Genomic DNA, 26,182 nt, shown 5'->3' on the forward strand with positions numbered 1-26,182 from the left:
CCATCCTGCAACGGCGTGCGTGGACACGACGTCGGCGCGCACAGGTTCATGCGTGGCCGCTGTAGTCCGTCAGGCGGGTCATGTCCACGCCGATCCGCTGCCCCGCCGCCTGCCAGCGCTGCTCCAGCGGCACGGCGAACAGCAGTTCGGCGTCGGCGGGCGCGGTCAGCCAGCTGTTCTCGCCCAGTTCGTATTCCAGTTGGCCCGCGCCCCAGCCCGCGCAGCCCAGTGCCACCACCACGTTCGCCGGGCCCTCGCCTTCCGCCATCGCTTCGAGGATGTCGCGCGAGGTGGTCAGGTACAGGCCGCTGGCGACTTCCAGCGTGGACTCCCAGGCGCGCGTACTGTCGTGCAGCACGAAACCACGCTCGGGGTGCACGGGACCGCCGGCCAGGACGATCTGCTCGTCCAGGCGCGGGTCGTGCGAGGCCAGGTTCATCTGCCGCAGCACCTCGCCCAGCGTGTACTCCGAGGGGCGGTTGACGACCACGCCCATGGCGCCGTCGTCGTCGTGCTGGCAGATCAGGGTGACGGCGCGGGCGAAATTCGGATCGGACAACGCCGGCGAGGCGATCAGCAGCTGGTTGGCCAGGGGCGTGGCGGCGTCTTGCATGGCGACCATTCTAGCCCGCCATCGCGCATGCCGCGCCTGCGCGGACACGCCCGGTCCGCAACACGCCCTAGAATCGGGCTTTCCTTCCCAGACACGCGCCCATGTCAGGCTATTGCGACATCGCCCCCGGCCATCCCCTGCACGGCCCCTACCACGACCGCGAATACGGCTTTCCGCAGCGCGAGGAGGCGGTGCTGTTCGAGCGCCTGCTGCTGGAGATCAACCAGGCCGGCCTCAGCTGGGAGACGATGCTGAAGAAGCGCGAAGGCTTCCGCGCCGCGTACAGCGGCTTCGACGTGGACAAGGTCGCACGCTACGGCGAAAAGGACCGCGCCCGCCTGCTCGCCGACCCCGGCATCATCCGCAACCGGCTGAAGGTCGAGGCCGCGATCCACAACGCGCAGGTGATCCGGCAACTACGCAAGAGCCATGGCAGCTTCGCCGCCTGGCTGGATGCGCACCACCCGCTGCCGAAGGCCGACTGGATCAAGCTGTTCAAGAAGACCTTCCGCTTCACCGGCGGCGAGATCACCAACGAATTCCTGATGAGCCTGGGCTACCTGCCCGGCGCGCACCGCGAGGAATGCCCGGCGTTCCGCCGTGCCGCCAAGCAGCGCCCGCCGTGGATGGCCGCCGCGGGGCATTGATCCGGCGCAACACGCGCGCGACCCGATGGCCGTATCCTGCGGCGCAACGCCTCCGGGCGATAATCGACGTTTCGCCCAGCCGATGCCTCCTCCGATGCCCGAAGACCGTATCCGCCACGCCGGCCTGCGCGGCCGCGTGATCAGCGCCGAACACGCCGCCAGCCTGATCCAGCCCGGCGAGACCGTCGCCATGAGCGGCTTCACCGGCTCCGGCTACCCCAAGGCGGTGCCGCTGGCGCTGGCGACGCGTATCGAACAGGCCCACGCGGCCGGCATGCCGTTCCAGATCAAGCTGATGACCGGCGCTTCCACCGCACCGGAACTGGATGGCGCACTCGCCAAGGCCGACGCCATCGCGCTGCGCATGCCGTTCCAGAGCGATCCCGACGCGCGCAAGCGCATCAACGAGGGCACGCTCGACTACATCGACATCCATCTGAGCCATGTCGCCCAGCACGTGTGGTTCGGTTTCTACGGCCCCATCGACACCGCGGTGATCGAGGTGTCGGCGATCCGCGAGGACGGCACGCTGGTGCCATCCACCTCGGTCGGCAACAACAAGACCTGGCTGGACCTGGCGAAGAAGGTCATCGTCGAGGTCAACGAGTGGCAGCCCTCCGATGTCGAGGGCATGCACGACATCTACTACGGCACCGCGCTGCCGCCGCACCGCAAGCCGATCCCGCTGGAGCACGTGCACGACCGCATCGGCGATACCGCGCTGCACTGCGACCCGGCCAAGATCGTCGCCGTGGTGCGCACGAACGGGCCGGACCGCAACAGCCCGTTCACGCCGATCGACAGCACCAGCGAACGCATCGCCGCGCACCTGATCGATTTCCTCAAGCACGAGGTGACGTTGGGCCGCCTGCCGCCGAACCTGCTGCCGCTGCAGTCCGGCGTCGGCAACATTCCCAACGCCGTGCTCGCCGGCCTGGCGAAGAGCGGCTTCCGCGGCCTGACCGCGTTCACCGAAGTCATCCAGGACGGCATGCTCGACCTGCTGCGCGAGGGCGTGCTGGACGTCGCCTCGTGCACCGGCTTCGCGCTGAGCCCGGAAGCGAACGAGACGTTCAAGCGCGACATCGCGTTCTACCGTGAGCGCATCATCATGCGCACGCAGGAAATGTCGAACCATCCGGAACTGGTGCGCCGGCTCGGCTGCATCGGCATGAACGGGATGATCGAGGCCGATCTCTACGGCAACGTCAATTCCACCCACGTGATGGGCAGCCGCATCCAGAACGGCATCGGCGGATCGGGCGACTTCGCGCGCAACGGCTTCATGTCGGTGTTCCTGAGCCCCAGTACCGCCAAGGGCGGCAGCATCTCGGCGCTGGTGCCGATGGTCAGCCATGTCGACCACACCGAGCACGACGTCTCCGTCATCGTCACCGAGCAGGGCCTGGCCGACCTGCGCGGCCTCACGCCCAAGCAGCGCGCCCGCCTGCTGATCGCCAACTGCGCGCATCCGGACTATCGCGATGCGCTGCAGGACTACTTCGATCGCGCCCTGCACCACAGCTACGGCAAGCACACCCCGCACCTGCTGCCGGAAGCGCTGTCGTGGCACCAGCGCTGGCTGGACACCGGCAGCATGAAGGGCTGAAGCAGCGCCTTCGTAGGATGGGTGGAGCCGAAGGCGGCTTTCAACGGCGTTGCCAGTCTACCCATCATCAAGATGCTGGCGAGGTTGCAAGCGATGGGTATCGCCTTCGGCTCCACCCATCCTACGTCGTTCTTCAGGCGCTACGCTCGACCAGGCGTTGCTGCTTCATCACTCCGAGCACGCGCAGCGCACGCGCCATGAACAGGCCACTGAACACACCGTACGTCCCGGAGACCACAACCACCGCCGTCGTCGCATCGAGCACACCAGGCTCGACCGCATGCGCGACCGCCACCGCGTACTTGAAGAAGAAGATGCCCATCATCAGCGCCAGCGGCAGCCAGCTGCCGGCCACCGTGAACCTCGTCGTCGCCGCGTCGTAGGACGCGCTGCGCGACGGTCCGCGGGCAAGGCCGATGGCCACCACCGCAGCCCAGGCACAGGCCCACGCGGCCAGCGCCGTGACGTGGGCATCGAAGGTCGACCACACCGAGTACAGCGACCAGGCCAGCATGGCGACCGGCAGCACGATCAGCCGGTTGCGCGAGACCTGCCGCGTCCTGCTCTGGACGTAACCGAGGTAGACGAGGCCGAAGAACAGGCCGAAGACCCAGATCGGGGTGTGCGAGAGGATCTGCGTGATCACGGAGAGGTTCCTGGTGTTCCGACACCGCGTCGGGCTGGACACATCATCCGTTTGGCGTCCCGACAACTTAGGTGCTGGAAGTCACTTCTTTGGCGTGCCGGAGGTCGTGCAGCACGCGCGGCGCCGTGCCTCAGACGCCCATATAGCGACCGGGACGGTGGTTGAAGTACAGCACCAGGTTGAGCACCAGCGCCCCCAGCGCCGACCACGCCACCTTCGACGGCTCGAGGACAGTCAACGCCGCCAGCATGAGGCAGGTATCGAACGCCATCTGCACCTTGCCCGCACTCCATCCCCTGCGTTGTTGCAGGTAGATCGCGAGGATGCCCAGCCCGCCGAGGCTCGCGCGGTGGCGGATGAAGGACAGGATGCCCATGCCGACCAGCGCGCCCCCGAACACGGCCGAGTAGACCGGGGTAATGAAGGCGAATTCCGCCAGTCGCGGCAGCATGTCCGCGACGAAACCGGTGATGCCGACGGCGAGGAAGGTCTTCAGGGTGAACTCCCACCCCATCCTGCGCATCGACAGCACATAGAACGGCAGGTTGACCAGCACGAACAGCACGCCGAACGGCCAGCCGGTGGCGTAATGCAGCAGCAACGACACGCCGGCCATGCCACCCAGCATCATCCCGCCCGCGGCGAAGATACTCATGCCCAACGCACTGACCGCCGCCGCGATCGTCAGGCCCTGGATGTCTTCGACCAGGCTGTGCCGCGCACGGCGCACAGGGTGCGGTCGATCAGCACGGTCGGCGTCGCGCGGCAACGCCGCGTCCGGTTCGGAACGGGAGGAGGTTTGCGGGGGCACGGCAGGATCCACACCCGGACATGGCCGGGGACACCGGGATTTTCCCACGAAGGCCGCGCCAGCTGGCATGGACGAAGTGTCCATGCATTTAGCCCGGCGCCTGGGTCGCTACTCACAACGTGGGCTGCGGCCGCAAGACGCAGCGGTGCAAACAGGGAAAGGGACGCGGCGCGACCCGCTCAGGCAGCCGTCGCCGCACCGTAGTGCGCCCAGGCCGGACCGATCACGACGATCCACGTGACGACCAGCAACACAAGCGTCGTGACCAGCAGGACAAGCGCGAGTACCCACTCCTTGCGGGAGGCAGGCCGTGGCGCTTCCCCATGGCGGTTGGACGAGCGCGTGCCCGGCAGTACCAGCAGGACCAGGCTGACGAGCGGCAAGCCGAGCAGCAGTGCGAACCAGCTGGACAGGCCCAGGTCGCGGACCCGGCGTACCGTTGCTACCGCATAGCATCCAAGCCCGCCCAGGAGGGAGGCGATCCACAGCGGCCACACGACGCTCATCACCTGGATGACCAGGTAGATGGCGCAGAGCCAGATCAGGTAGCGCAGCCGTCCGATCCTTCCATACGGCGGACGGGTGGCCGTCGCGTCATGGCGCACTGGCGCCGCCTCTTCGGAAATCCGTGTCATGGCTCCCCTTCCGGCTCTACCGGCGTCCTCGCCGTTGGCCGGGATGGTAGCGCAGCCCCGGACGGATGCGTGCTGGATCAGGCGTCCGGAGCGACCTGTGCATTCGTTGCCGGATCAATCCCGGGTCTGGAAGTGGTACGCCACGACATCGGGCGTCGGCCGCATGCTGACTTCCCCGTCCACTTCGACGACAGGGAGCGCATAACCGCGAGGGCCTGCCAGTCCCGTGCCGTCGAACCTCTCGTGGAATGCGCTGCTCGCATGGGGAAGATCAAGATCGACGTAGGTGACCGGAATGTTGCGGCTCTGCAGGGAGGCGAGCATCTGCCGGGTGTAGCCACAGCCGTCGCGACCGTAGACCAGGACCGAGTTGCGGGAGGATTCGACGATCGCGGCATCCATCATCGACGCCTCCAGGTGCGCCTTGATGCGCTTCCAGGCGTGGTGCCCGGCACCCAGTGCCGCCAGGATCGAAACCAGGATCAGGAACGTACGCGACATGCTTCCTCCATGAAGTACTGCTGCATCCGGCCCACGCCTTGGGCCCGCGGTTCACTGCCTACAGAAAAGGGGCGGTCGCCCGCCCCTTCCAGTCCTTGAATCCCACGGCCGGATCAGCGGACTTCCGCGATCTCCACGCCGTCCAGACCCTGCGCCAGCGTGCGGGCGTCGCCGCCCTGGGCCAGCTTGATGCGCAGGCGCACTTCGTTCTGCGAGTCGGCGAAGCGCAGGGCGTCCTCGTAGCTGATCTCGCCGGCCTGGTACAGCTCGAACAGGGCCTGGTCGAAGGTCTTCATGCCGAGGTTGGTGGACTCCTTCATGATTTCCTTCAGCTTGTGCACCTCGCCGTCGCGGATGTAGTCCTGCACCAGCGGCGTGCCCAGCAGGATTTCCATCGCCACGCGGCGCGCCTTGCCATCCGGCGTGGGGATCAGCTGCTGTGCGACCACGCCCTTGAGGTTCAGCGACAGGTCCATCAGCAGCTGCTGGCGCCGGTCTTCCGGGAAGAAGTTGATGATGCGGTCCATCGCCTGGTTGGCGTTGTTGGCGTGCAGCGTGCACAGCACAAGGTGGCCGGTTTCGGCGAAGGCGATGGCGTGATCCATGCCCTCGCGGGTACGCACCTCGCCGATCATGATGACGTCCGGCGCCTGGCGCAGCGTGTTCTTCAGCGCGGCTTCCCAGCTGTCGGTGTCGATGCCGACTTCGCGCTGGGTGATGATGCAGCCCTCGTGCTTGTGCACGAACTCGATCGGATCCTCGATCGTGATGATGTGCCCGGTCGAGTTCTGGTTGCGGTAGCCGATCATCGCCGCCAGCGAGGTGGACTTGCCGGTGCCGGTGGCGCCGACGAACAGGATGATGCCGCGCTTGGTCATGGCCAGCGTCTTGATGACCGGTGGCAGGTTCAGCTCTTCGATGGTGGGGATGCGCGTCTCGATGCGACGCAGCACCATGCCGACCTGGTTGCGCTGGTAGAAGCAGCTGACACGGAAGCGGCCCACGCCGGCCACGCCGATGGCGAAGTTGCACTCGTGGGTCTTTTCGAACTCCTCGCGCTGCGCCGGCGTCATCACGTTGAGTACCAGGTCGCGCGACTGCTGCGACGTCAGCGGCGTCTGCGTGATCGGCGAGATCTTGCCGTGCACCTTGATGGACGGCGGCATGCCGGACGTGATGAACAGGTCCGACGCCTTCTGGTGCGCCATCAGCTTGAGGAAGGAGGTGAAGTCGATGGTGCTCATGGCGATGCTCCGGGAGACGGGAGGAGACGCGGGGCGCTCGCGCGGAGCGGCACCCCGTCGCCCTTACTCGAACAGGCGCTTTTCCTTGGCGTATTCCTTGGCCTGCTGGCGCGTGATGAGGCTGCGCTTCACCAGGTCCTGCAGGTGCTGGTCCAGCGTCATCATTCCGTAGTTCTGGCCGGTCTGGATGGCCGAGTACATCTGCGCCACCTTGTCCTCGCGGATCAGATTGCGGATGGCCGGGGTGCCGACCATGATTTCCCACGCGGCGGTGCGACCGCCGCCGATCTTCTTCAGCAGCGCCTGCGAGATGACCGCGCGCAGCGATTCGGACAGCATCGAGCGGACCATCGGCTTTTCGCCGGCGGGGAACACGTCGATGATGCGGTCGATGGTCTTGGCCGCCGAGCTGGTGTGCAGGGTGGCGAACACCAGGTGGCCGGTTTCCGCGGCGGTCAGCGCCAGGCGGATGGTTTCCAGGTCGCGCAACTCGCCGACCAGGATGTAGTCGGGGTCTTCACGCAGCGCCGAACGCAGCGCTTCGTTGAAGCCGTGCGTATCGCGATGCACTTCGCGCTGGTTGATCAGGCACTTCTGCGAGGTATGCACGAATTCGATCGGGTCCTCGACGCTGAGGATGTGGCCGTATTCGTTCTTGTTGATGTGGTCGATCATCGCCGCCAGCGTGGTCGACTTGCCCGAACCGGTCGGGCCGGTGACCAGGATCAGGCCCTGCGGCTGCTGGATCAGCTCGCGGAACAGCGGCGGGCAGCCGAGGTCTTCCAGCGTCAGCACTTCCGAGGGAATGGTACGGAAGACGGCGCCGGCGCCGCGGTTCTGGTTGAACGCGTTGACGCGGAAGCGCGCCAGCGACGGGATCTCGAACGAGAAGTCGACCTCGAGGAACTCTTCGAAGTCGCGACGCTGCTTGTCCGACATGATGTCGTAGACCAGCGCGTGCACCTGCTTGTGATCCAGCGCCGGGATGTTGATGCGGCGCACGTCGCCGTCCACGCGGATCATCGGCGGCAGGCCGGCCGAGAGGTGGAGGTCGGATGCTTTGTTCTTTACCGAGAACGCCAAGAGTTCCGCGATATCCATGACGCTGCTTCCCCAAGTTGCTGCGAACGAAACTGGAACGTTACTTCCCCGAAGGGCAGTATAGCGCCCTTGCCGTTCCCGCCAATGGTTGGAAGAAGATGCTCGCCGACACCCTCAGCGAGACCCTGCAACGCCTTGAAAACGCAGCGAATGACGCACATCGGCCAGTGCCCGCGCTGCTGGCCGTGTCGAAGCTGCAACCTACCACCGCCGTGGCCGCATTGGCCCGCGCCGGCCAGCGCGCGTTCGGCGAAAACTACGTGCAGGAAGCCCAGGCCAAGATCGGCGAACTGGCCGGCATGGGGCTGGAATGGCATCTCATCGGTCACCTGCAATCGAACAAGGCCGACATCGCCGCGCGCCTGTTCGACTGGGTGCAAACGGTAGACCGTCACAAATTGATAGGCGCGCTGTCACGGTATCGCCCCACTGACCTGCCGCCGTTGAACGTGCTGATCCAGGTCAACATCGACGACGAGGCCAGCAAGCACGGCTGTGATCCGGACGAGATCCCCGCACTGGCCGAGGCCATCGTGGCCGCACCGACCCTGCGGCTGCGCGGGCTGATGGCGATCCCCGCACCGCATCCGGACCCGGCCGCGCGCGCCGTGGCGTTCAGGCGCATGAAGACCCTGCAGGACGCCCTGGCCGCGCGGTTCCCGGGCATCGATACCCTGTCGATGGGCATGAGCGGTGATTTCGCCGAGGCGATCGCGGATGGCGCGACGATGGTCCGGATCGGCACAGCGCTGTTCGGCGCGCGACCCGCACACTCGCCCTGAGGTGTTTCGTATGGACGACGTGCAAGGCCGCATCCACTTCCCCGGCAATCCCTGGCCGGAGGGCCACGCGCTGACGGAATTTGCATGGACTGCGCGCGTGGCCGATGGCGTGGTGTGGTGCGACCTGCACCTGCGCAGCGCGGCCTACTACGCCGAGCGCGATATCGAGCTTGACGGGAACGACGACGAGGACCACGACAGCAGCTGGGAGGCCCCCGGCGTCTGGGGCAACTACCACCGCTGCACGCTGTCCTCGACGTTCTGGGACGAGGACGGCGGCTTCGCCCTCTGTCCCGTCGCTGCATTCACGCCCGCGTGGCTGGATGGCCGGACATTCGAAGTCGACGCGATTGCCGGCGGCACGCTGGACGGCATCGAACTGGATGAACTTGCCTTCCATCTCTACCTGCTCGGCCACGACAGCGTGGCCAACCATCGCATCGCCTTCCAGCGCGTCGGCGACAGCGACCGCTTCGACATCACCTGGTCGGGCGACATCGCCCTGACCTACGCCGGCGACGATGCCCTCCAACACCGCTTCGAGGCCCGCGTGCCCGGCGTACCCTTTCCCACGCTTTCCTGACGAGCCCGCCATGACCGCTTCCCACGCCCCCCTGCTGACGCATCCCCTCGCCTTCATCGGCGGCGGCAACATGGCGCGCAGCCTGATCGGCGGCCTGATCAAGCGCGGCGCCGATCCGTCGCGCATCCGCGTGGCCGAACCCGCCGACGCGCTACGCGCCGCGCTGGCCGCGGACTTCGGCGTGCAGGTGTTCACCGACGCCAGCGATGCCGCGCATGGCGCCGACACCTGGCTGTTCGCGGTGAAGCCGCAGGTGATGCGCACGGTGTGCGAAACCCTGTCGCCGCTGGCACAGGCACAGCGGCCGCTGGCCATCTCGATCGCCGCCGGCATCACCACCACGCAGATGCAACGCTGGCTGGGTGGCGGCATGCCGGTCGTTCGCAGCATGCCGAACACCCCGGCGCTGCTCGGCGCCGGCGTCACCGGACTGCTCGCCAGCGAGGAGGTCGACGACGCCGGCCGCCAGCGCACCGAACTGCTGCTGTCCGCCGCCGGTCCGACCGTGTGGATCGACACCGAGGCCAAGATGGACGCCGTCACCGGTGTGTCCGGCAGCGGCCCTGCTTATGTCTTTCTGCTGGCCGAGGCAATGGAAAACGCCGCGAAGGTCGAGGGGCTTTCCGACGAGGCGGCACGCACGCTGGTCCTGCAGACCATCCTGGGCGCGGCACGGATGCTGACCGAAAGCGGCGAGCCGCCCGCCGAACTCCGCCGCCGCGTCACCTCGCCGAACGGCACCACGCAGGCCGCCATCGAGACGTTCCGGGCCGGCGGCTTCGAAGCCCTGGTGGCGAAGGCCGTGCATGCGGCGACGGTGCGTGGCGGCGAACTGTCGGCGGCGAACGAGTGATGCGGCGCGCCGATCCTTCCACCGTTCACGCCGAGGCCTGCCCATGAAACGGATCGTCTTGCTGCTGACCGCCGCCCTGCTGGCCGCCTGCTCGGGCGGTGAAGCACCACGCACTGCCGAGTTCGTGCAGGCGACGCCGGCCGAGGCGGACTTCGGCGACCTGCGCGTGCGCTACAACGCCTTGCCGACGCTGTCGCTGAGCGAAGCCGTCGCCAGGGAGTACGGCGTGCCTCGTGATGCGGGCACGGCGCTCGTGTTGGTGGCGCTGCGCAAGGTGGCAGGCGGTGAGGAGGTCGATGCGGACGGCGACGTCATCGTCAGCGCGCACGACCTGTCCGGCGCGCGACAGGCCATCACGCTGCGCAAGGTGGATGCCGGCGGCTACATGGACCACATCGGCACCGCGCGCATCTCGCCACGCGACTCCTACCGCTTCGAGGTGGTGGTGACGTCGGGTGGGCGCACGGAAACGGTGAAGTTCCAGCGGAATTTCTGAGACCTCGCAGCACTGGCCCGTTGTGGGAGCGACGTAAGTCGCGATAGGCCACCGCGGTGCTTCATCGCGACTTACGTCGCTCCCACGTCAGACCATCCGTACATGGAGAACCGCCTCAACGATGGCGCGATGCCCATCGCTGGATGATCGCCGCGATCGCCTGTACGCCATCGGTCAGCGCCGCCGGGCCGGGCTGCAGGATCAGCGGCGACTTGATTTCGTGCAGTTCGCCGTCGCGCACCGCCGGAATGGCGTCCCAGCCGGGACGCGCGGCGACGCGGTCGGGTCGGAACTTCTTGCCGCACCACGAGCCGAGGATGATGTCGGGCGCGCGGCGGACCACTTCGCTGCCGTCGGCGAGGATGCGGTGCTTGGCCAGCGATTCCTTCGCCATCTCCGGAAAGACATCGTCGCCCCCGGCGATGCCGATCAGCTCCGATACCCAGCGGATGCCGGTGATCTGCGGCTCGTCCCACTCCTCGAAGTAGACCGTCGGCCGGCGCGGCAGCCGCGCGGCCTGCGCACGTACCTCGTCCAGCCCGCGCTGCAGCGCGTCGGCATAGTCGTTCGCGCGGGCCGCAGCGCCGACCAGCGCACCCAGCCGCCGCACGTAGTCGACGATGCCGTCCACGCTGCGGTGGTTGCTGATCCACACCTCGACGCCCTGCCGCACCAGTTCGGCGGCGATATCGGCCTGGATATCAGAGAAGCCGATGGCCAGGTCCGGCTGCAGCTTCAGGATTTCGCCGATCTTGGCGCTGGTGAACGCACTGACCTTCGGCTTTTCCTTGCGCGCCTGTGGCGGACGCACGGTGAAGCCGCTGATGCCGACGATGCGGTCCTGCTCACCGAGCGCGTACAGCGTCTCGGTCGGCTCCTCGGTCAGGCAGACAATGCGTCGCGGACCGGTCATGGCGACGTACCCACTGTGGGAGCGACGTCAGTCGCGAGCTCTTGGCTCTGCAGGAAAAGCTCGCGACTGACGTCGCTCCCACAAGGACACGAGGTATCCCTCACGGAAACAGCATCCGTTTGCCCCACGCACCAGCGGCACCGCGCTCGTAGCGCCAGCGCTCGTGCAGTCGGAACTGCGCGCCGTACCAGAACTCGATCGCCTCCGGCGCCACCCGGTAGCCGCTCCAGCCGTCGGGACGCGGGACATCGCGGTCGGCGAAGCGCGCTTCCACCTCGGCCATGCGCGCCTCGAAGGCCTCGTGCGAATCCAGCGTCTCAGACTGGATCGACGCCCACGCGCCGAGCTGGCTCTGGCGTGGACGCGAGGCGAAATAGGCATCGGCCTCGGCATTGCTGACCGATGCCACCATGCCTTCCAGGCGTACCTGGATGCCGGCCTCGCGCAGACTGCGCCACAGGAACAGCAGCGCGGCGTGCGGGTTGTCGTGCAGGTCACGACCCTTCTGGCTGTGCGTATGCGTGTAGAAGACGAAGCCGCGTTCGTCGAATGCCTTCAGCAGCACGGTGCGCGCGGAGGGACGGCCGTCCGTCGTGGCGGTCGCGACGGTCATCGCGTTCGGTTCGACTTCGGTGCCCGCGGCCTTCGCTTCATCGAACAGCGCAGCGAACGTGGACAGGGCTTCGGCGTACAGGTCGGTCATGACATCGTCGGGGCAGCGCCCGCACCTCGGGCATGCGCTATTGTCGCGCGATGACACAGGCAACGCATCCCGATGGCTTTCCCGACACGTTCGTCGCCGAGGCACTGGCCGCCGCGCGCGCGCGGCCGGTCCGCACGCCGGTGTTCGCCATCAGCGGCCTGCAAGGCAGTGGCAAATCGACGCTGGCCGCGCAGATCGCCGCGCGTGCGGAGGCGGAAGGCATGCGCGTGGCGGTGCTGTCGCTCGACGACCTGTACCTGACCCGTGCCCAGCGCCAGCGCCTCGCGGTCGAGATCCATCCGCTGCTGGCGACGCGGGGTCCGCCCGGCACGCACGACGTGGCACTGGGTTGCCGCGTGCTGGATGCGTTGAAAGCCGGCGAGAACGTCGCACTGCCGCGCTTCGACAAGCTGGCCGACGACCGCGTGGAAGACGCGGCGTGGATACGCGTGCAGGGACGCGTCGACCTGGTGCTGTTCGAAGGCTGGTGCGTGGGCGCGACGGCCGAAGCGGCCCCGGCGCTGGCGGAGCCGATCAATACGCTGGAGCGCGACGAGGATGCGGACGGTCGCTGGCGGCATTACTGCAACGAGGCCCTGCGCCGCGATTATCCCGCGCTGTGGTCGCGCCTCGATGCGCTGTGGCTTCTGCAGCCGCCTGGCTTCGACATCGTGCGGACCTGGCGCTGGCAGCAGGAGCAGGCGCTGGCCGCGCGGGATCCCGCGCGCCGCGGCATGGACCGGGCGCAGCTGGACAGGTTCATCCAGCACTACGAGCGCACCAGCCGGCATCTGCTGGTGACGCTGCCGGCGACGGCGGATCGCGTGATTCCGCTGGATGAGGACCGCAGGCCTGTCGTTGCATAGAGGCAGGTTGTGGGAGCGACGTAAGTCGCGATGAAGGCGTCCGGACACATCATCGCGACTTACGTCGCTCCCACACGCGGCGATCGATTCCCGCGCTGCGCCTCACGCCACCACGAAGGTGATCCGCAGGTTGACGCGCCACTCCTGCACGTTGCCGCCGTCGTCGGTGACGACCTTGATCTCGTTGACCCAGGCGCCCTTGATGTTCTTCACGGTTTCCGAGGTCTTCTTCAGGCCCACCTTGACGGCATCCTCCATGCTGGTCTTCGACGACGCGTTGACTTCGATGATCTTGGCGACGGACATGGCGCACTCCTCGTTGATTGCCCGGCACGGTGCCGGAAGGCCACCGTAGTCCCGCCGGCGTTAAGTCCGTGCCACGCACGCGGGTGGGCGGTGTAGCATCTCCCCCATCATGAATCCGGCCCCCAACCTGATCCTGGTCGGCCCCACCGGGGCGGGCAAGACCTCCATCGGCAAGCGCGTGGCCGAGCGCTTCGGGCTGGTGTTCGTGGACGCGGACCAGGCCATCGTCGAGCGCACCGGCGCCAGCATCGCCACGCTGTTCGAGCACGTCGGCGAAGCCGGCTTCCGCGAGCGCGAAAAGGCCATCCTGGACGAACTGCTGGCCGGGCACGGCCAGCTGATCTCGACCGGCGGTGGTGCCGTGCTGGATGCCGACAATCGGATACAGATGAAACAACGCGGCTACGTGGTCTACCTGCAGGTCAGCGTGGAGGCCCAGCTGAAGCGCCTCGGCCGCTGCACCAACCGTCCGCTGCTGCAACGGCCGGACCGCGAACAGGTGCTGCACGACATGGCGGTGGCGCGCGAGCCGCTCTACCGCGAGGTCGCCGACCTGACCCTGGACACCGACGGCCTGACGCCCCCCGAGGCGACGGCCCGCCTGACCCAGTTGCTGGCGCATCGCTGGCAATCCATCGAAGAGAACGCATGAGCCACGCACGTACCGTCGATGTCGGCGGCGAAACCCCCTATTCCATCGCCATCGGCCCCGGCCTGCTGGCCGACGGCACCGCGCTGGCGCAGCACGTGCGCGGTCGCCACGTGCTGCTGGTCAGCGACTCCATCGTCGCGCCGCTGTACGCCGGCACCGTGCGCGAAGCCCTGCACGCCGCGCGGCCGGACCTGGCCATCGGCACCTTCATCCTGCCGGCCGGTGAGGAATCGAAGACGCTGGCCCACTTCGGCCATGCCATCGACGCGCTGGCGACGCTCGGCGCCACCCGCGACGCCTGCGTGATCGCGCTCGGCGGCGGCGTGGTCGGTGACCTCGCCGGCTTCGCGGCGGCGTGCTGGATGCGCGGCGTCGATTGCGTGCAGGTGCCGACGACACTGCTGTCGATGGTGGACTCGTCGGTCGGCGGCAAGACCGCCGTCGACATTCCGCAGGGCAAGAACCTGGTCGGCGCGTTCCATCCGCCGCGCGCGGTGTTCGCCGACACCGGTGCGCTGGAGACGCTGCCGCCGCGCGAACTGCGTGCCGGGCTGGCGGAGGTGATCAAGTACGGCGCGATCCGCGACGCCCGCTTCTTCCAGTGGCTGGAACAGGAGCGCACTGCGTTGCTGGCGATGGACGGCGACGCGCTGGCACTGGCCATTGCCGCCAGCTGCGAGCACAAGGCGGAGATCGTCGCCCGCGACCCGCTGGAGAAGGGCGAACGCGCACTGTTGAACTTCGGCCACACCTTCGGCCATGCCATGGAGACCGAACAGGGCTACGGCGGCGTGGGCAACGACAACCTCAACCATGGCGAAGCGGTCTCGGTCGGCATGGCGCTGGCCGCGCGGCTGTCGGCCGACCTCGGCATGGCGCCCGCCGCCGACGCCGACCGCCTGGAGCGCCTGCTGGTGGACTACGGCCTGCCGGTCCGCATTCCTGCCGGACTGCCGCCCGAAGCGCTGCTGGCCCGCATGCGCCTGGACAAGAAGAACCTGGCCGGCCGCCTGCGCCTGGTGCTGTGGCGCGGCCTGGGCCAGGCCGAGGTGGTGCCGGACGTGGACGAGGCCCGCGTGCTGGCGATCCTGTCCGCCTGACAGCCGGTCCGGCTAAAATGCCGCCATGCGCGTCTTCCTCCAGCAACGCCCCGATGCGGGCGAAGCCCCCCGCTACGTCCAGCTGACCCTGCAGCCCGATCTGTTCGGCGGCTGGGAGCTCTTGCGCGAAAGCGGACAGATCGGCGGCCGCGCGGCGCTGAAGCGCGAGCAGTACCTGCTGCAGGACGAAGCGAACGCCGCCTTCGAGAAGGCCCGCGACAGCCACCTCAAGCGCGGCTTCCAGCTGATGTTCGCCCGCGGCGCCGACGCGCCCAAGTAACTTCCCCCCGGATTCCCCGATGACCGACTTGAAGAACGATCGCTTCCTGCGCGCCCTGCGCCGCGAACCCGTGGATCGCACGCCCGTGTGGCTGATGCGCCAGGCCGGCCGCTACCTGCCGGAGTACCGCGCCACGCGCAAGGCGGCCGGCAGCTTCCTCGGCATGGCCAAGAACCCGGACGTCGCCTGCGAGGTGACCCTGCAGCCGCTGCGCCGTTTCGACCTGGACGCGGCGATCCTGTTCTCGGACATCCTGACCATTCCCGACGCAATGGGCCTGGGCCTGTACTTCGTCGAGGGCGAAGGCCCGAAGTTCGAGCGCACCGTGCGCAGCGCCGCCGACGCGGCGAAGCTGGGCGTGCCGGACATGGAAACCGAGCTGCGCTACGTGATGGACGCGGTGCGCGTGATCCGCCGCGAGCTGGACGGCAAGGTGCCGCTGATCGGTTTTTCCGGCAGCCCGTGGACGCTGGCCTGCTACATGGTCGAAGGCGGCGGCAGCAAGGACTTCGCCCGCATCAAGGCGATGGCGCTCAACGACCCGGACACACTGCATCGCCTGCTGTCGGTCAACACCGATGCGGTGATCGCTTATCTGGCTGCACAGCGCGCGGCCGGCGCGCAGGCGCTGCAGGTGTTCGACACCTGGGGCGGCGTGCTGAGCCCGGCGATGTACCGCGAATTCTCGCTGCCCTACCTGCAGCGCATCGCACGGGAACTCAATCGCGGCGAAGGCGCCGACAAGACTCCGCTGATCCTGTTCGGCAAGGGCACGGCCGCCTACCTGGAAGAGCTGGCCGCGAGCGGCGCCGACGGCGTGGGCGTGGACTGGCTGGTCGAACTGGGCGACGCCGCGCGCCGTACGCAGGGCAAGGTGGCGCTGCAGGGCAACCTGGACCCGGCCACGCTGTACGGCTCACCCGACGCGATCCGCCGCGAGGTGCGCCGCGCCCTGGACAGCTACCGCGACGGCAACGGCGGTTCGCGCGACGGCCACGTGTTCAACCTGGGCCACGGCATGTCGCCCGACATGAATCCCGACCACGTCGCCGTGCTGGTGGACGAAGTCCACGCCTACAGCGCACGCTGACGCACCCGTTCCACCCGCCGGAGTGACGCAATGGAATGCCGCCACCTGCTTGCCCCCGCCGCCGCCGGCCTGCTGCTGGTCGCCGCGGCGCGCGTCCGTGCCGAGGACGCGGGCGCGCCACGCGTCCTGCACGTGGCCGGCGGCGACTTTCCCGCGCTGGTGATGGTCGTGCCCGGCGAACACGCCGCTTACGGCCTGGACGCGATGCCCGGCTGCGACCGCATCCGCGCCCGCCGCATCGACGAACTGGCGCCGGGATGGCGTGCACGCGTTGCGCGCGTCGAGCTGGACTGCGAAGACACCCTGGCCGACGATGAGCGCGAGACGCTCACCGCCGTCAGCGCGCGCGCCGAACTGCATGCCGATCGCGTGCAGTTCGCCGGCCAGCCGGTGACCGAAGTGCGATTGATGGATTCGCAGCGATGGGGCGATCACCAGTACGTGCTGGCCGTTCCTTTCGCCACGGCGGGACCGGCAATCCGTCGCTTCGTCGAAGACCGCTGCCTCGCGAGAACGCTGGCGGACGAAACGCCTGCCGCCGCCTGCACCATGCTGCAGGCCGATGACGGCTACTACCTGCCCGCGGGCGATGCGGGCGGCATCTGGATCCATGCCGACAGCGAGGACGCCGGTCGCACGCTGTATGTCGAAGCCTGGGCGGACTGAACCGATGCGCCGTTGGCGGCTGCTGTGCCTGCTGGCCTCGGCGTCGTTCGCGCGGGCCAGCGAGCCCGCCACGTTTGCCGGCCACTATGGCCATGGTGCAACCCACGACGCCGACGAGGTCGTGTGGACCGTGGAAGCCCTCGGCGGACACTGGCGCATCGTGCGCACGGCCGATGGCGAGGCCCATGACGCGCATCGCCTGCAGGCCCGCGGACGCGAGGCGTTCTGGACCCGCATGGGATGGCCCGCCGACAGCAGCGCGGATGCCGACTGCATGAGCTGGGGCCAGAAACCGGCGTCGCTGGACGACCTGCTGGCCGACACGCCGCCTGCCGCTGCCGCCGCCGGCGAGGACTACGGCTTGGGCGTGCTGTGCCGCGTGCCCTTGGCGGCGCGGATCAAGACAGGCTGGCTCGGTGGCCAGGCAAGCGACTGGTTCTACTACGACCCGATCGCCGGCGTGATGGAACTGAAGCGGTTGCGCTGAACGCGTCAGCCCACGCCCGAGCGCGGGCTCCGCAAGCGTGGCGTGGTGCCGTCGCTGCGCTCCGGTGGCACCCGGTACTCGAAGCGGAGTTCGCGCATGCCCTCGGGCACGTCCGGGGTCATGTCCTCGGGCGGATGGCAGCCGTCGATCCAGCGACCGCTCGCGCGGTATGCCATGAACTGCGTGAGCTTCGCCTGCGTTGACGCGGCATCCACCGCTTCGACGCGATCGGCGAATCCGACCGCCTGTGCCGTGCCCTCCTTGCCGATGTCCAGCAGTGCTCCTGGCGCCTTGGGATCCGGCACGGCGACCTGCACGATCGGCGGTGGCATCCAGCACTCCCCCGTGCTGTACAGCCGGCTTTCGCGCACCAGTCGGACCGTGAAGTCCTTCAGTTCCGCATGCAGGCCCTCGGGCGTGTGCGTTGCCTCTTCGCCGCTGTAGCGACCCTTGAGGTAGTACAGGTCCTTCGCCAGCAGCGTCATCGCCGACGCATAGCGCTTGCCGTCGCGGGCGAGCATGAAGCCGGCCGAGTACACGGTGGACGGCCGGCGGTCCTTGTCGCTACCGATCTCGATCCGTGACGCCTCCAGTTCACCCGTCGGTAGCCCGGCGTTGCCGGGCAGCGCCCGGATGCCATCCACCGTCCCTTTTGCCATCTCGCGCACGCGCTCGTCCGGCACGATGCCGGCCGGGTAGAAGTAGACGTCGATCCAGCGGTCGCGCAGGTCGCCATGCTGGTAGCGCACCGAGGCGCCGGCCTCGGCCTGCTCGTACAGGTGTTCGTCGCGGGCGACCCACTTGCCGATGGTCAACGGATACAGGATGCGGCTCTCCTGCAGGAAGCCGCCCAGGAACGGACGCTCTGCCGGCCTGTTCGCCGCTGGCGACTGCGCTGAGACCAACGGTGTCGCCAGCGAACAGGCGATCGCCAAGGCGATGGCGCAGGCATGCCCGTTTCGTCGCAGGCTCATGCGTCCTCTCCCCGATTCCCGTTGTCCTGGGCGGACGCCGGGCCCAGCACCCTGGCGATGGCCTCGGCCAGCATGTCGCCGGTGACCGGCTTGCGGACGAAATCATCGAAACCGGCCTGGCGCGCAAGCGGTTCCGCTTCCGCATCGGTGCGCGCGGTCAGCGCGATCAGCGGCGTGGTCACGCCTTGCAGGCGCAACTGGCGTGCCAGCGCCATGCCGTCGAGACCGGGCAGGTCGAGATCGAGGAAGGCCACGTCGAACTCGGTCGACACCACCTCGGCCAGGGCGGCCAGTCCGTGCGGCGCATGCGTCACCCGATGGCCCCGCGCGCGCAGCAATCCGGTCACGACGTCGGCGACCGTCGCATCGTCCTCCACCAGCAGGATCTCCAGCGACCCGATCTGCACGGTCGGCTGCACGGATTCCGGCGCGGGCGCCGCGTGCACGGCATCGCCAGCGAGCGCGTGCAGCGCCGGCAGGTCGACGGAAAACCGCGTGCCCCGGCCCGGCGCACTGTCCACGTCGATGCGCCCACCCATCGCCAGCGCCAGCTCCTGGCAGATCGCCAGTCCCAGCCCGCTGCCGCCGTAGCGCGCCGTCGTCTGCGCGCCTTCGGCCTGCTCGAAACGGCGGAACAGCCGCGCCTGCTGTTCCGCATTGATGCCCGGACCGGTGTCGCCGACGACCAACCGCACGCCCTGCGGTACCAGCGGCATCGCATGCAACGAGACGTGGCCTGTTTCGGTGAACTTGATCGCGTTGCCCAGCAGGTTGAGCAGGATCTGCCGCAACCGCAGCGGGTCGCCGCGCACCATGTGCGGCACGCCGGCGGTGACGCCGTCCTGGAAGGCGAGCCCGCGCTTGCCCGCCACCGGCCCCATCAGCGCGACGACATCGGCGATGAGGGCTTGCAGATCGAATTCGACCTGCTGCAGCTCCAGCTTGCCCGCTTCGATCTTCGCCAGGTCCAGCGCGTCGTTGACCAGCCGCAGCAGGTGGGTGCCGGCGCGCTGGATCGCGTCGGCATAGCCCTTCTGCCGCTCGTCCAGCGGGGTGGCCTGCAGCAGTTCGGTCATGCCGAGCACGCCGGTCATCGGCGTGCGGATCTCGTGGCCGAGCGTGGCCAGGAAGCGGGTCTTCGCCAGCGATGCCTGTTCGGCGAGTTCGCGCTTGTGCTCGGCCAGTTGCCACGCGCTGCGGCGGCGCACGCGCCGGCGGTAGGCCGCTGCGATCGCCAGCAACACCAGCACGCCCACCACGGCGAACAGCACCAGTCCCCAGGTGCTCCGCCACCACGGCGGCAGCATGTGCACCTGCAGGACCAACTCGCGCGAGGCGTTGCCGGCGGCATCGAAGGCCTGCACCCGCAGGCGGTAGCGTCCGGGCGTCAGCGCGGAGAACACCCGTTCACCGGTGGCGCCCTGGTCGACCCAGCCACTGTCGAAACCTTCCAACAGCGAGCGATACCGGTTGCCGAGCGGATTCTCGTAGCTGAGCAGGCGGGTGCCGACCAGCAGTTCGTGGTCGTCGGGCTGCAGTTCCAGGCGCTCGTCGAGCCGCAGGGGCAGCACACCGTCGCCGCGGCTCACCTGCAGGCTGTCCAGCACCAGGTTCGGCGTGACCGGTTTGGGATCCGGCAGATGCGTATCGAGCAGCGCGACCGACCCATCGGCGGCGGTCGTCGCCAGCAGGCCGTCCACCGTCATCAGCAGGCCGCGATCGTTGAGCTCCTGGCTCAGCAGGCCTTCGCGCACACCGAAGTTGCGCAGCAGCGCGCGCGATCCGCTCAGGTTCGGATCGATGCGAAACAGTCCGCGCCGCGTGCCCAGCCACACCCGGCGCTGCGGGTCCACGGCCAGTCCGGTGGACTCGACCGCCGGCAGGCCATCGGCCGCACCGATCCGTCGTTCGCGCGACCAGCGGCCATCCGCACGCCGCCAGGCTTCCACCCCCGACATGCGGTGCAGCCAGAGGCGATCCGCGTGTTCGAAGGCGAAGGCGTAGACGCGTTCGCCACCCATCGCGCCCACCGCGACGAAACGCCCTGCCACCGCGTCCCACACCATCATGCCGGCCGCACCGCCCAACCAGACGCGCCCGTCGGGCGCGACCGCCAGGCTCTCGATGTCGGGCAGCCCGCTGCCGTCCTCCTGCTTGACGATCGTGCGCAGTACGCGACCGCTGACGGCATCGCGCTGCTGCACGCTGCCCATCTGGGTGACCAGCCAAAGGGTGTCGTCGCGCGCTTCGACCAGCCAGTCGATCGAGGTGTTGTCCGGCACTGCGTCATCGCCGTCATGCCCCCACTGCACCAGCGCGCCCGTCTTCGGATCGGTCCGGATCAGGCCATTGCGGTGACCGATCCACAGCTGTCCGCGGCGGTCCTCGCGTACCGATGTCAGCCGCAGTTCGCCGAGCAGCGCCGCATGGTGCGGCAACGGCGCCACGTGGCCACCCCGCGTGTCCAGCCGTTCGACTTTGCCGGTGCTGCTGGCGACCCACAGGCCATCGGCACCGGCCTGCGACAGGCCGCGATACAAACCGCCACCCAAGCCCTGCGCCGACGAGAACGCGGCGATGCGCCGCCAGTCCGAACGCAGGTAGGCGAGCCCGCGTGTCGGCACCGGCACCCACAGGCCGCCATCGGGCAAGGCGAGTACCGTCTGCAGCACGCGGCCGATGCCCACGCTCTGGGTGTCGTAGTTCACCGGCGCCGGCGCGTGATCGCCTTCCGTGCGCCACAGGCCGCCCTGGCTGGCCAGCCAGTACTCGCCCTGACCATCGCTGGTCATCGCGATCAACGCATTCGGCCGCGCGAACATCGGCGACCACGGCGGCGACATCCAGCCGCCCTCCGGCGACCATCGATGCACGCCATCGGACGCCCCCACCCAGACGGTGTTCGCGTCGGCCGTGACCGAATAAATGATCAGGCCATCGCCACCCGGCAGCGCCAGGCGACGCAGTTGTCCGCCCTCGTAGCGGGCCAGGCCGCCCATCGTGCCGATCCACAGCACGCCCTTCGCATCGAAGGCCAGCGACAGCACGTTGTCCGATGGCAGGCCGTCGGTGCCTTCCGTGGCCGCCGCAAAGCGGGTGATGCGCGCATCGGCGGCCAGCCGGTGCAGGCCACCGCCGAACGTGCCGAACCACACGTCGTCGCCACGACTGGCGATCGCGAACACGTCGTCGCTGCCCATCCCGGGATGATCGGCTTTGCGGTAGTGGCGAAAGCCGCGACGGTCGACGTCCATCATGCTGAGGCCGCCACTCTCGGTCCCTACCCAGATCCGGTCGGCGGCGTCGATATGCAGCGCCTGCACGACGTTGCCGGGCAACGATGTTGGATCGGCGGGATCATGCCGCCAGACCTTGAACCCGACACCGTCGTAGCGCGCCAGGCCATCCCAGGTCGCGACCCACAGATGGCCGGCACGGTCGCGCGCGAGCGCGGGAATCGTCGTGGAGGGCAAGCCGTCGCCAGCACCCAGCAGGCGGAAGCGCGGGATCTCGGGGACCGCCGCGGGCGCGGGTGCGCACAGCAGGCAGAACAGCAACAGCCACCACGCACGCATCACCATTCCTGCCCGCCCCTCGTTCCCTGGCTACCCCGTCGGGCATCGTCGCAACGGACCGTTGCACGTGCAAGCGGGGTATCTTCATGGGCCGGCCCCTAGAATCCGTCCCCATGCCCGGATCGACCGCCCGCCGCTTGTTGCTGCGCATCTGCTGCCTGATGGCCATGCTGCCGTTGGCTGCATCCGCACGGGACACGCGTGCGGAGTACCGGCTGGACCCCGTGCACACGCGGGTGATGTTCGCCATTTCGCATGCCGCCTTCTCGAACGCCATCGGCACGGTCTCCGGCAGCACCGGCACGCTGGTGTTCGATCCGGACGACTGGGCGCGTGCGCGCGTCGACGTCCGCGTGCCGGTCGCACGCATCGACCTGGGCGACGCCGACTGGAACAAGGCCACCCTGGCGAAGTCGCTGCTCGATGCCGAAGGGCATCCGGAGGCGCGCTTCGTCTCCACCCGCGTGGAGCCGGTCGACGCGATGCATGCGCGCGTGGTCGGCGACCTCAGCCTGCGCGGGGTAACGCGCGAGGTCGTCCTCGACGTCACCCTCAACGCCATCAAGCGCCATCCGATGCCGCCGTTCCGGCGCACCGTCGGCTTCTCCGCCAGCACGAAGATCAGCCGCGCCGATTTCGGCATCACCGCGTGGAAGTCGGTGATCGGCGACGAGGTCGAACTACGCATCGAAGCCGAAGCCACCTACGACGGCAAGGCCGACGACGACGTGGCCACCCCGCCTTCCCCATCCACTCAGGAGCCGACGCCATGAACCTGAAGAACACCGACGACCGCTGGGGCGCCGTCAGCCAACTCTTCCACTGGACCATCGTCGTGCTGATCCTGGTGATGGCCTACCTGGGCCTGACCATGGGCGACCTGCCCAACGGGCCGCGCAAGATCAATATCTATGCGCTGCATAAGTCGATCGGCCTGACCATCCTCGCGCTGGTCGTGCTGCGCGTGCTGTGGCGTGTCTACGCCGGCGCGCCCGCACCGGTCGCCGGTACGCCGACCTGGCAGCAGCGCATCGCCTCGGTGACGCACTTCTTCCTGTATGCGCTGCTGTTCGCCATCCCGCTGTCGGGCTGGGTACTGAACTCGTCCGCCGGCTATCCGCTGCAGTGGTTCAAGCTGTTCAACCTGCCGGCGATCACCGGCCGCAACGACGGCGTGCATGAAGCCGCCGAGGGCGCGCATGAGCTGCTGTTCTGGGTGCTGGTGGTGCTGGTGCTGGCGCATGCCGGCGCCGCGCTGTACCACCACCTGTTCCAGGGCGACGCCACGCTGCGTCGCATGTTGCCGGGACGTCGCGCTGCAGTGGCGATTCCCGCCGCCGCACCGCTTTCTTCTTCCCCCACCCCACAGGATTCCCCCGATGAACACCCGTGACCGCGTGCGCCTGGCGCTCGCTTCTTTGTTGCTGGCCACCGCGCCGGCCATGGCGGCCGACTACGTGCAGGCGCCCGGCTCCACGCTGGTCTTCGCCAGCAACTACCAGGGTGAAACCTTCACCGGCAAGTTCGGCGGCTTCGCCACCACGATGAGCTTCGATCCGAAGCAGCTCGCGACCAGCAAGCTCGATGTCGCCATCCAGCTCGCCGGCACGCAGACCGGCAACGGCGATCGCGACGGCACGCTGGTGTCGGCCGACTTCTTCAACGTGGCCAAGTTCGCTCAGGCGCGTTACACCGCGACGAAGTTCCGTTCACTGGGCGGCAACCAGTACGCCGCCGACGGCACGCTGTCGCTGCGTGGCGTCAGCAAGCCGGTCACGCTGACCTTCACGTGGACGCCGGGGGCGCAGCCCGTGCTGGCCGGCAAGGCCACGGTGAAGCGCCTGGACTTCGGCGTCGGTGGCGGCGACTGGGCCGACACGTCGACGATCCCGAACGACGTGGCGATCAGCACCAAGGTCGTGTTGAAGCCGGCGAAGTAACTGCGGATGCGCGTGCGACGCCTGCTGATTCGTCTCAGCGTCGCCGCCCTGCTGCTGTGCGCGGCCGGTGCAGCCGGCCTGTGGTGGTTGGGCGGCACCCTCGTAGCACCACGTCCCGCGGTGGTCGGACCGCCGCCCGCGGATCTCCACGCGCGCGAGGTAAGCATCGCCGTCCCGCAGGCCCCGCCTGTTGCGGGCTGGTGGATCGCAGGCGAACCAGGCCGCGCCAGCGTGCTGCTGTTGCATGGCATCCGCTCGGACCGTCGCGCGATGCGGGGGCGCGCCAGGCTGTTGTCGCAACATGGGTACGCGGTGTTGCTCGTCGACCTTCCAGCGCATGGCGAAAGCCGCGGCGATGCGATCACGCTCGGATGGCGTGAAGCCGCTGCTGTTACCGCCGCGCGAGACTGGATGCAGCAGCAACGTCCCGGCGAGAAACGCGCCGTCATCGGTGTATCGCTGGGCGGTGCCTCGGTGCTGCTGGGGCCGCAGCCGAGCGGCTTCGACGCCGTGGTGCTGGAGGCCGTGTATTCGGACGCGCGTCAGGCCATCCGCAACCGCATCGCGATGCGACTAGGCGACACCGCCGCACGGCTTTCCCCATTGCTGGCCATGCAGGCGGAGATCCGGCTCGGCATTCCGGTAGACCAGCTGTCGCCCATCACGCGCATTGCGGGTCTAGGCGCGCCCGTGTTGCTGGTCGCGGGCGGACGCGATACGCATACGCTGCCGGCCGAATCGCGCGCGATGTACGAACGCGCGAACGCGCCGAAGTCCTTCTGGTTGTTGCCCGACGCTGCTCACGTGGATTTCCAGGCGCATGATCCCGCCGGTTATGCCGATCGCGTGATCGGTTTCCTGGATCGACAGCTGGACGAGCCCGCACGCTGATCGCGATCAACACCAAGGCGTGGTTTACGACGACGTGACGCGCTCGGGCCGGCAGTAAGGCGCCCCCTCTGCTTGCGCAGGTGTCGCGAGGCGCCCCAGTCCATAGCTGAGGGCGCCCAGGACGTCCCCCTCACGACGATCGTCGTGGCAGGCCAGGCATGCCGGACGCGCACGGATGGCACCCATTGCACGCGTGCCGGTCGGCGTTTCGCGCACCACCATTCCGCTACCGGCCACCAAGGTGGACAATGCCTCGCGCTCCCATGCCTGCAGGCCACGGGTACGCGTCGGTGGTACGAAGGCAGCGGCATCGTCGTCGCGATGCTGGAATCCCATGAAGTGCGCGACGTGGACGACCGCGGGATCGTGACGGGCGACGCCGACCAGTTCCACGTCGAGCACGCACCGTCCGTCATCGCCGACCCCGGCGAACTGGTAGTGCCGCATGCGTTGCATCATCGGCGTCACGCGCCGCTTCCCGAAACCCTCGCTGTCCACGAAGGCCTCGACGAACTCGCCGTGCATGCGCTGAAGCGCCTCGTCACCCTCCCCGGTCCGGCCCGCCGTCGCCGGCGGCATGGCCGCCAGGATCGTTAGCGGCACCCACCGTAGCCATCGCATCGACGCCATCGGACATCCTCGCCATACAGGGCCAGGCAAGCCTAACGTGATCCGGCGGATCGCCTGCCGCGGGCGCTATCGTCCATTGCGCTGACGGACAGCTTCAGGTCCGCAGGAACGCACTCACTGCATCGGCATCGAACGGCCAGCCGAGTTCCGCACCGGTGTCGCTGCGATGCAACACAGGGACGCGGATGCCGTAGCGCGCTTCCAGCGCATCGTCGTCGTCGATGAAAACGCTTTCGAACTCGGGAATGCGTGCGTGCGCGAGGATGTCGAGTGCCAGGTCGCACAGGTGGCAGTCGTCGCGCTGGTAGAGGATCAGGGGCATCGTGGCTGAGGGGTGAAGGGCATGTGGCGTCTACGTGCTTAGAATAGCGGCCTTTTTTCGATGGCGGTTTTTGCAGCATGGCAGTCAGCACGTTCGACCTGTTCAAGATCGGCATCGGTCCCAGCTCTTCGCATACGGTGGGTCCGATGCGCGCGGCCGCGCGCTTCGTGGGCCGCTGGCTGGTCGATGCCGGCCGCCTGCAGGACGTGGCGCGCATCCGCGCCGAGGTGTTCGGCTCGCTGGCCCTGACCGGCCGCGGCCACGGC

At 68.4% G+C, this 26,182-nt stretch carries 32 protein-coding genes; 18 read left to right on the plus strand and 14 right to left on the minus strand.

The features are described from left to right. Positions 1-46 precede the first annotated feature (46 nt). The gene (locus AX730_RS03830; protein WP_062352312.1) at positions 47-613 is read right to left on the minus strand and encodes a YqgE/AlgH family protein; all 567 of its coding nucleotides are present in this window, start codon (positions 611-613) and stop codon (positions 47-49) included. Between the two features lie 101 nt (positions 614-714). Here AX730_RS03830 and AX730_RS03835 point away from each other — a divergent pair, with 101 nt between their 5' ends. Together AX730_RS03835 and AX730_RS03840 are read left to right on the plus strand one after the other, a co-directional pair. Continuing rightward, positions 715-1,260, plus strand: coding sequence for a DNA-3-methyladenine glycosylase I (locus tag AX730_RS03835; RefSeq protein WP_062352207.1), 546 nt, complete (start codon positions 715-717; stop codon positions 1,258-1,260). A gap of 94 nt (positions 1,261-1,354) precedes the next feature. Continuing rightward, positions 1,355-2,869, plus strand: coding sequence for an acetyl-CoA hydrolase/transferase family protein (locus AX730_RS03840; protein ID WP_062352210.1), 1,515 nt, complete (start codon positions 1,355-1,357; stop codon positions 2,867-2,869). Positions 2,870-3,002: 133 nt separating this feature from the next. On the opposite strand, the gene AX730_RS03845 is transcribed toward AX730_RS03840, so the two are convergent. From AX730_RS03845 to AX730_RS03870, 6 genes are all read right to left on the minus strand, one after another. Then, on the minus strand, positions 3,003-3,515 hold the full coding sequence (locus AX730_RS03845) for a DUF6622 family protein (RefSeq protein ID WP_062352213.1): 513 nt from the start codon (positions 3,513-3,515) through the stop codon (positions 3,003-3,005). A 130-nt stretch (positions 3,516-3,645) separates the two neighbouring features. Then, a complete protein-coding gene (locus AX730_RS03850; protein WP_083537703.1) occupies positions 3,646-4,395 on the minus strand; it encodes a YitT family protein in 750 nt (249 codons plus the stop codon). A gap of 110 nt (positions 4,396-4,505) precedes the next feature. Next, positions 4,506-4,961, minus strand: a complete 456-nt coding sequence (locus AX730_RS03855) for a DUF805 domain-containing protein (RefSeq protein WP_083537704.1) — start codon at positions 4,959-4,961, stop codon at positions 4,506-4,508. Between the two features lie 114 nt (positions 4,962-5,075). Further along, positions 5,076-5,462: a glutaredoxin family protein gene (locus tag AX730_RS03860; protein WP_062352223.1), complete on the minus strand. Its 387-nt coding sequence runs from the start codon at positions 5,460-5,462 to the stop codon at positions 5,076-5,078. A gap of 113 nt (positions 5,463-5,575) precedes the next feature. Next, entirely contained in the window at positions 5,576-6,706 is a 1,131-nt protein-coding gene (locus tag AX730_RS03865) for a PilT/PilU family type 4a pilus ATPase (protein ID WP_062352226.1), read from the minus strand. Between the two features lie 63 nt (positions 6,707-6,769). Beyond that, positions 6,770-7,807, minus strand: a complete 1,038-nt coding sequence (locus AX730_RS03870) for a type IV pilus twitching motility protein PilT (RefSeq protein WP_062352229.1) — start codon at positions 7,805-7,807, stop codon at positions 6,770-6,772. Between the two features lie 98 nt (positions 7,808-7,905). Between AX730_RS03870 and AX730_RS03875 the strand changes: the two genes are divergently transcribed. From AX730_RS03875 to AX730_RS03890, 4 genes are read left to right on the plus strand one after another with little or no spacing between them, the layout of a single operon-like run. Beyond that, a complete protein-coding gene (locus tag AX730_RS03875) occupies positions 7,906-8,589 on the plus strand; it encodes a YggS family pyridoxal phosphate-dependent enzyme (RefSeq protein ID WP_062352232.1) in 684 nt (227 codons plus the stop codon). Positions 8,590-8,599: 10 nt separating this feature from the next. Then, on the plus strand, positions 8,600-9,172 hold the full coding sequence (locus tag AX730_RS03880) for a hypothetical protein (protein WP_062352235.1): 573 nt from the start codon (positions 8,600-8,602) through the stop codon (positions 9,170-9,172). A 10-nt stretch (positions 9,173-9,182) separates the two neighbouring features. Then, positions 9,183-10,025 carry a pyrroline-5-carboxylate reductase gene (gene proC / locus AX730_RS03885; RefSeq protein WP_062352238.1) on the plus strand — a complete coding sequence of 281 codons (843 nt, stop codon included), beginning with the start codon at positions 9,183-9,185 and terminating at the stop codon, positions 10,023-10,025. A gap of 43 nt (positions 10,026-10,068) precedes the next feature. Further along, positions 10,069-10,521: a DUF4426 domain-containing protein gene (locus AX730_RS03890; RefSeq protein WP_062352241.1), complete on the plus strand. Its 453-nt coding sequence runs from the start codon at positions 10,069-10,071 to the stop codon at positions 10,519-10,521. Between the two features lie 115 nt (positions 10,522-10,636). On the opposite strand, the gene AX730_RS03895 is transcribed toward AX730_RS03890, so the two are convergent. Together AX730_RS03895 and pdxH are read right to left on the minus strand one after the other, a co-directional pair. Next, on the minus strand, positions 10,637-11,434 hold the full coding sequence (locus tag AX730_RS03895; protein ID WP_062352245.1) for a cobalamin-binding protein: 798 nt from the start codon (positions 11,432-11,434) through the stop codon (positions 10,637-10,639). Positions 11,435-11,534: 100 nt separating this feature from the next. Continuing rightward, positions 11,535-12,137: a pyridoxamine 5'-phosphate oxidase gene (gene pdxH / locus AX730_RS03900; RefSeq protein ID WP_062352248.1), complete on the minus strand. Its 603-nt coding sequence runs from the start codon at positions 12,135-12,137 to the stop codon at positions 11,535-11,537. Between the two features lie 32 nt (positions 12,138-12,169). Here pdxH and AX730_RS03905 point away from each other — a divergent pair, with 32 nt between their 5' ends. Next, the gene (locus tag AX730_RS03905; protein ID WP_232310174.1) at positions 12,170-13,003 is read left to right on the plus strand and encodes a kinase; all 834 of its coding nucleotides are present in this window, start codon (positions 12,170-12,172) and stop codon (positions 13,001-13,003) included. Between the two features lie 102 nt (positions 13,004-13,105). Here the strand turns inward: AX730_RS03905 and AX730_RS03910 are convergent, their stop codons facing one another. Next, entirely contained in the window at positions 13,106-13,309 is a 204-nt protein-coding gene (locus AX730_RS03910) for a dodecin family protein (RefSeq protein WP_062352254.1), read from the minus strand. 109 nt (positions 13,310-13,418) lie between these two features. Between AX730_RS03910 and AX730_RS03915 the strand changes: the two genes are divergently transcribed. The 6 genes from AX730_RS03915 to AX730_RS03940 are packed head-to-tail and all read left to right on the plus strand — an operon-like array spanning position 13,419 to position 17,584. Further along, on the plus strand, positions 13,419-13,961 hold the full coding sequence (locus tag AX730_RS03915; RefSeq protein WP_062352257.1) for a shikimate kinase: 543 nt from the start codon (positions 13,419-13,421) through the stop codon (positions 13,959-13,961). Continuing rightward, positions 13,958-15,061, plus strand: coding sequence for a 3-dehydroquinate synthase (gene aroB, locus AX730_RS03920; protein ID WP_062352260.1), 1,104 nt, complete (start codon positions 13,958-13,960; stop codon positions 15,059-15,061). Before AX730_RS03915 ends, aroB begins: the two co-directional genes overlap by 4 nt. A 25-nt stretch (positions 15,062-15,086) precedes the next feature. Continuing rightward, the gene (locus AX730_RS03925; RefSeq protein WP_062352263.1) at positions 15,087-15,341 is read left to right on the plus strand and encodes a WGR domain-containing protein; all 255 of its coding nucleotides are present in this window, start codon (positions 15,087-15,089) and stop codon (positions 15,339-15,341) included. Positions 15,342-15,360: 19 nt separating this feature from the next. Beyond that, positions 15,361-16,431: a uroporphyrinogen decarboxylase gene (hemE, locus tag AX730_RS03930; RefSeq protein WP_062352267.1), complete on the plus strand. Its 1,071-nt coding sequence runs from the start codon at positions 15,361-15,363 to the stop codon at positions 16,429-16,431. Between the two features lie 30 nt (positions 16,432-16,461). Continuing rightward, positions 16,462-17,097, plus strand: coding sequence for a hypothetical protein (locus AX730_RS03935; RefSeq protein ID WP_062352270.1), 636 nt, complete (start codon positions 16,462-16,464; stop codon positions 17,095-17,097). A 4-nt stretch (positions 17,098-17,101) separates the two neighbouring features. Beyond that, positions 17,102-17,584: a hypothetical protein gene (locus AX730_RS03940; protein WP_062352273.1), complete on the plus strand. Its 483-nt coding sequence runs from the start codon at positions 17,102-17,104 to the stop codon at positions 17,582-17,584. Between the two features lie 5 nt (positions 17,585-17,589). Here the strand turns inward: AX730_RS03940 and AX730_RS03945 are convergent, their stop codons facing one another. Together AX730_RS03945 and AX730_RS03950 are read right to left on the minus strand one after the other, a co-directional pair. Next, positions 17,590-18,558: a hypothetical protein gene (locus AX730_RS03945; protein WP_157074090.1), complete on the minus strand. Its 969-nt coding sequence runs from the start codon at positions 18,556-18,558 to the stop codon at positions 17,590-17,592. Beyond that, complete coding sequence (locus tag AX730_RS03950; protein WP_062352315.1) at positions 18,555-22,133, minus strand: hybrid sensor histidine kinase/response regulator; 3,579 nt, start codon at positions 22,131-22,133, stop codon at positions 18,555-18,557. The genes AX730_RS03945 and AX730_RS03950 overlap by 4 nt, the downstream gene beginning before the upstream one ends. Positions 22,134-22,294: 161 nt before the next feature. On the opposite strand from AX730_RS03950, the gene AX730_RS03955 reads away from it, so the two are divergent. From AX730_RS03955 to AX730_RS03970, 4 genes are read left to right on the plus strand one after another with little or no spacing between them, the layout of a single operon-like run. Next, positions 22,295-22,906: a YceI family protein gene (locus AX730_RS03955; RefSeq protein WP_157074091.1), complete on the plus strand. Its 612-nt coding sequence runs from the start codon at positions 22,295-22,297 to the stop codon at positions 22,904-22,906. Then, positions 22,903-23,526 carry a cytochrome b gene (locus AX730_RS03960; RefSeq protein WP_083537705.1) on the plus strand — a complete coding sequence of 208 codons (624 nt, stop codon included), beginning with the start codon at positions 22,903-22,905 and terminating at the stop codon, positions 23,524-23,526. The genes AX730_RS03955 and AX730_RS03960 overlap by 4 nt, the downstream gene beginning before the upstream one ends. Next, on the plus strand, positions 23,513-24,073 hold the full coding sequence (locus AX730_RS03965) for a YceI family protein (RefSeq protein ID WP_062352281.1): 561 nt from the start codon (positions 23,513-23,515) through the stop codon (positions 24,071-24,073). The genes AX730_RS03960 and AX730_RS03965 overlap by 14 nt, the downstream gene beginning before the upstream one ends. A gap of 12 nt (positions 24,074-24,085) precedes the next feature. Beyond that, positions 24,086-24,964, plus strand: coding sequence for an alpha/beta hydrolase (locus AX730_RS03970; RefSeq protein ID WP_198147017.1), 879 nt, complete (start codon positions 24,086-24,088; stop codon positions 24,962-24,964). A 24-nt stretch (positions 24,965-24,988) separates the two neighbouring features. Here AX730_RS03970 and AX730_RS03975 read toward each other — a convergent pair whose 3' ends face one another. Both AX730_RS03975 and AX730_RS03980 read right to left on the minus strand, forming a co-directional pair. Next, positions 24,989-25,594 carry a hypothetical protein gene (locus tag AX730_RS03975; protein ID WP_062352284.1) on the minus strand — a complete coding sequence of 202 codons (606 nt, stop codon included), beginning with the start codon at positions 25,592-25,594 and terminating at the stop codon, positions 24,989-24,991. A 94-nt stretch (positions 25,595-25,688) separates the two neighbouring features. Then, positions 25,689-25,916, minus strand: a complete 228-nt coding sequence (locus AX730_RS03980; RefSeq protein ID WP_062352288.1) for a glutaredoxin family protein — start codon at positions 25,914-25,916, stop codon at positions 25,689-25,691. 77 nt (positions 25,917-25,993) lie between these two features. Between AX730_RS03980 and AX730_RS03985 the strand changes: the two genes are divergently transcribed. Then, on the plus strand, positions 25,994-26,182 hold a 189-nt coding region (locus tag AX730_RS03985; RefSeq protein WP_332307600.1), incomplete at its 3' end, for a serine dehydratase beta chain.

The sequence above is a fragment of the Pseudoxanthomonas mexicana genome, from assembly GCF_001556105.1.
Taxonomy (GTDB): domain Bacteria; phylum Pseudomonadota; class Gammaproteobacteria; order Xanthomonadales; family Xanthomonadaceae; genus Pseudoxanthomonas_A; species Pseudoxanthomonas_A mexicana_A.

Excerpts from the sequence above, each read along its gene's own strand:
- AX730_RS03905 (WP_232310174.1), top strand. The coding sequence starts at position 12,170 with ATGCGCTATTGTCGCGCGATGACACAGGCAACGCATCCCGATGGCTTT.
- AX730_RS03890 (WP_062352241.1), top strand. The coding sequence starts at position 10,069 with ATGAAACGGATCGTCTTGCTGCTGACCGCCGCCCTGCTGGCCGCCTGC.
- AX730_RS03955 (WP_157074091.1), top strand. The coding sequence starts at position 22,295 with ATGGCCATGCTGCCGTTGGCTGCATCCGCACGGGACACGCGTGCGGAG.
- AX730_RS03950 (WP_062352315.1), bottom strand. The coding sequence starts at position 22,133 with ATGCGTGCGTGGTGGCTGTTGCTGTTCTGCCTGCTGTGCGCACCCGCG.
- AX730_RS03935 (WP_062352270.1), top strand. The coding sequence starts at position 16,462 with ATGGAATGCCGCCACCTGCTTGCCCCCGCCGCCGCCGGCCTGCTGCTG.
- AX730_RS03975 (WP_062352284.1), bottom strand. The coding sequence starts at position 25,594 with ATGGCGTCGATGCGATGGCTACGGTGGGTGCCGCTAACGATCCTGGCG.
- AX730_RS03960 (WP_083537705.1), top strand. The coding sequence starts at position 22,903 with ATGAACCTGAAGAACACCGACGACCGCTGGGGCGCCGTCAGCCAACTC.
- hemE (WP_062352267.1), top strand. The coding sequence starts at position 15,361 with ATGACCGACTTGAAGAACGATCGCTTCCTGCGCGCCCTGCGCCGCGAA.
- AX730_RS03980 (WP_062352288.1), bottom strand. The coding sequence starts at position 25,916 with ATGCCCCTGATCCTCTACCAGCGCGACGACTGCCACCTGTGCGACCTG.
- AX730_RS03940 (WP_062352273.1), top strand. The coding sequence starts at position 17,102 with ATGCGCCGTTGGCGGCTGCTGTGCCTGCTGGCCTCGGCGTCGTTCGCG.
- AX730_RS03965 (WP_062352281.1), top strand. The coding sequence starts at position 23,513 with ATGAACACCCGTGACCGCGTGCGCCTGGCGCTCGCTTCTTTGTTGCTG.
- AX730_RS03850 (WP_083537703.1), bottom strand. The coding sequence starts at position 4,395 with ATGCCAGCTGGCGCGGCCTTCGTGGGAAAATCCCGGTGTCCCCGGCCA.
- AX730_RS03865 (WP_062352226.1), bottom strand. The coding sequence starts at position 6,706 with ATGAGCACCATCGACTTCACCTCCTTCCTCAAGCTGATGGCGCACCAG.
- AX730_RS03925 (WP_062352263.1), top strand. The coding sequence starts at position 15,087 with ATGCGCGTCTTCCTCCAGCAACGCCCCGATGCGGGCGAAGCCCCCCGC.
- AX730_RS03945 (WP_157074090.1), bottom strand. The coding sequence starts at position 18,558 with ATGAGCCTGCGACGAAACGGGCATGCCTGCGCCATCGCCTTGGCGATC.
- AX730_RS03915 (WP_062352257.1), top strand. The coding sequence starts at position 13,419 with ATGAATCCGGCCCCCAACCTGATCCTGGTCGGCCCCACCGGGGCGGGC.
- pdxH (WP_062352248.1), bottom strand. The coding sequence starts at position 12,137 with ATGACCGACCTGTACGCCGAAGCCCTGTCCACGTTCGCTGCGCTGTTC.
- AX730_RS03910 (WP_062352254.1), bottom strand. The coding sequence starts at position 13,309 with ATGTCCGTCGCCAAGATCATCGAAGTCAACGCGTCGTCGAAGACCAGC.
- AX730_RS03840 (WP_062352210.1), top strand. The coding sequence starts at position 1,355 with ATGCCCGAAGACCGTATCCGCCACGCCGGCCTGCGCGGCCGCGTGATC.
- AX730_RS03830 (WP_062352312.1), bottom strand. The coding sequence starts at position 613 with ATGCAAGACGCCGCCACGCCCCTGGCCAACCAGCTGCTGATCGCCTCG.
- AX730_RS03860 (WP_062352223.1), bottom strand. The coding sequence starts at position 5,462 with ATGTCGCGTACGTTCCTGATCCTGGTTTCGATCCTGGCGGCACTGGGT.
- proC (WP_062352238.1), top strand. The coding sequence starts at position 9,183 with ATGACCGCTTCCCACGCCCCCCTGCTGACGCATCCCCTCGCCTTCATC.
- AX730_RS03870 (WP_062352229.1), bottom strand. The coding sequence starts at position 7,807 with ATGGATATCGCGGAACTCTTGGCGTTCTCGGTAAAGAACAAAGCATCC.
- AX730_RS03880 (WP_062352235.1), top strand. The coding sequence starts at position 8,600 with ATGGACGACGTGCAAGGCCGCATCCACTTCCCCGGCAATCCCTGGCCG.
- aroB (WP_062352260.1), top strand. The coding sequence starts at position 13,958 with ATGAGCCACGCACGTACCGTCGATGTCGGCGGCGAAACCCCCTATTCC.
- AX730_RS03835 (WP_062352207.1), top strand. The coding sequence starts at position 715 with ATGTCAGGCTATTGCGACATCGCCCCCGGCCATCCCCTGCACGGCCCC.
- AX730_RS03875 (WP_062352232.1), top strand. The coding sequence starts at position 7,906 with ATGCTCGCCGACACCCTCAGCGAGACCCTGCAACGCCTTGAAAACGCA.
- AX730_RS03895 (WP_062352245.1), bottom strand. The coding sequence starts at position 11,434 with ATGACCGGTCCGCGACGCATTGTCTGCCTGACCGAGGAGCCGACCGAG.
- AX730_RS03855 (WP_083537704.1), bottom strand. The coding sequence starts at position 4,961 with ATGACACGGATTTCCGAAGAGGCGGCGCCAGTGCGCCATGACGCGACG.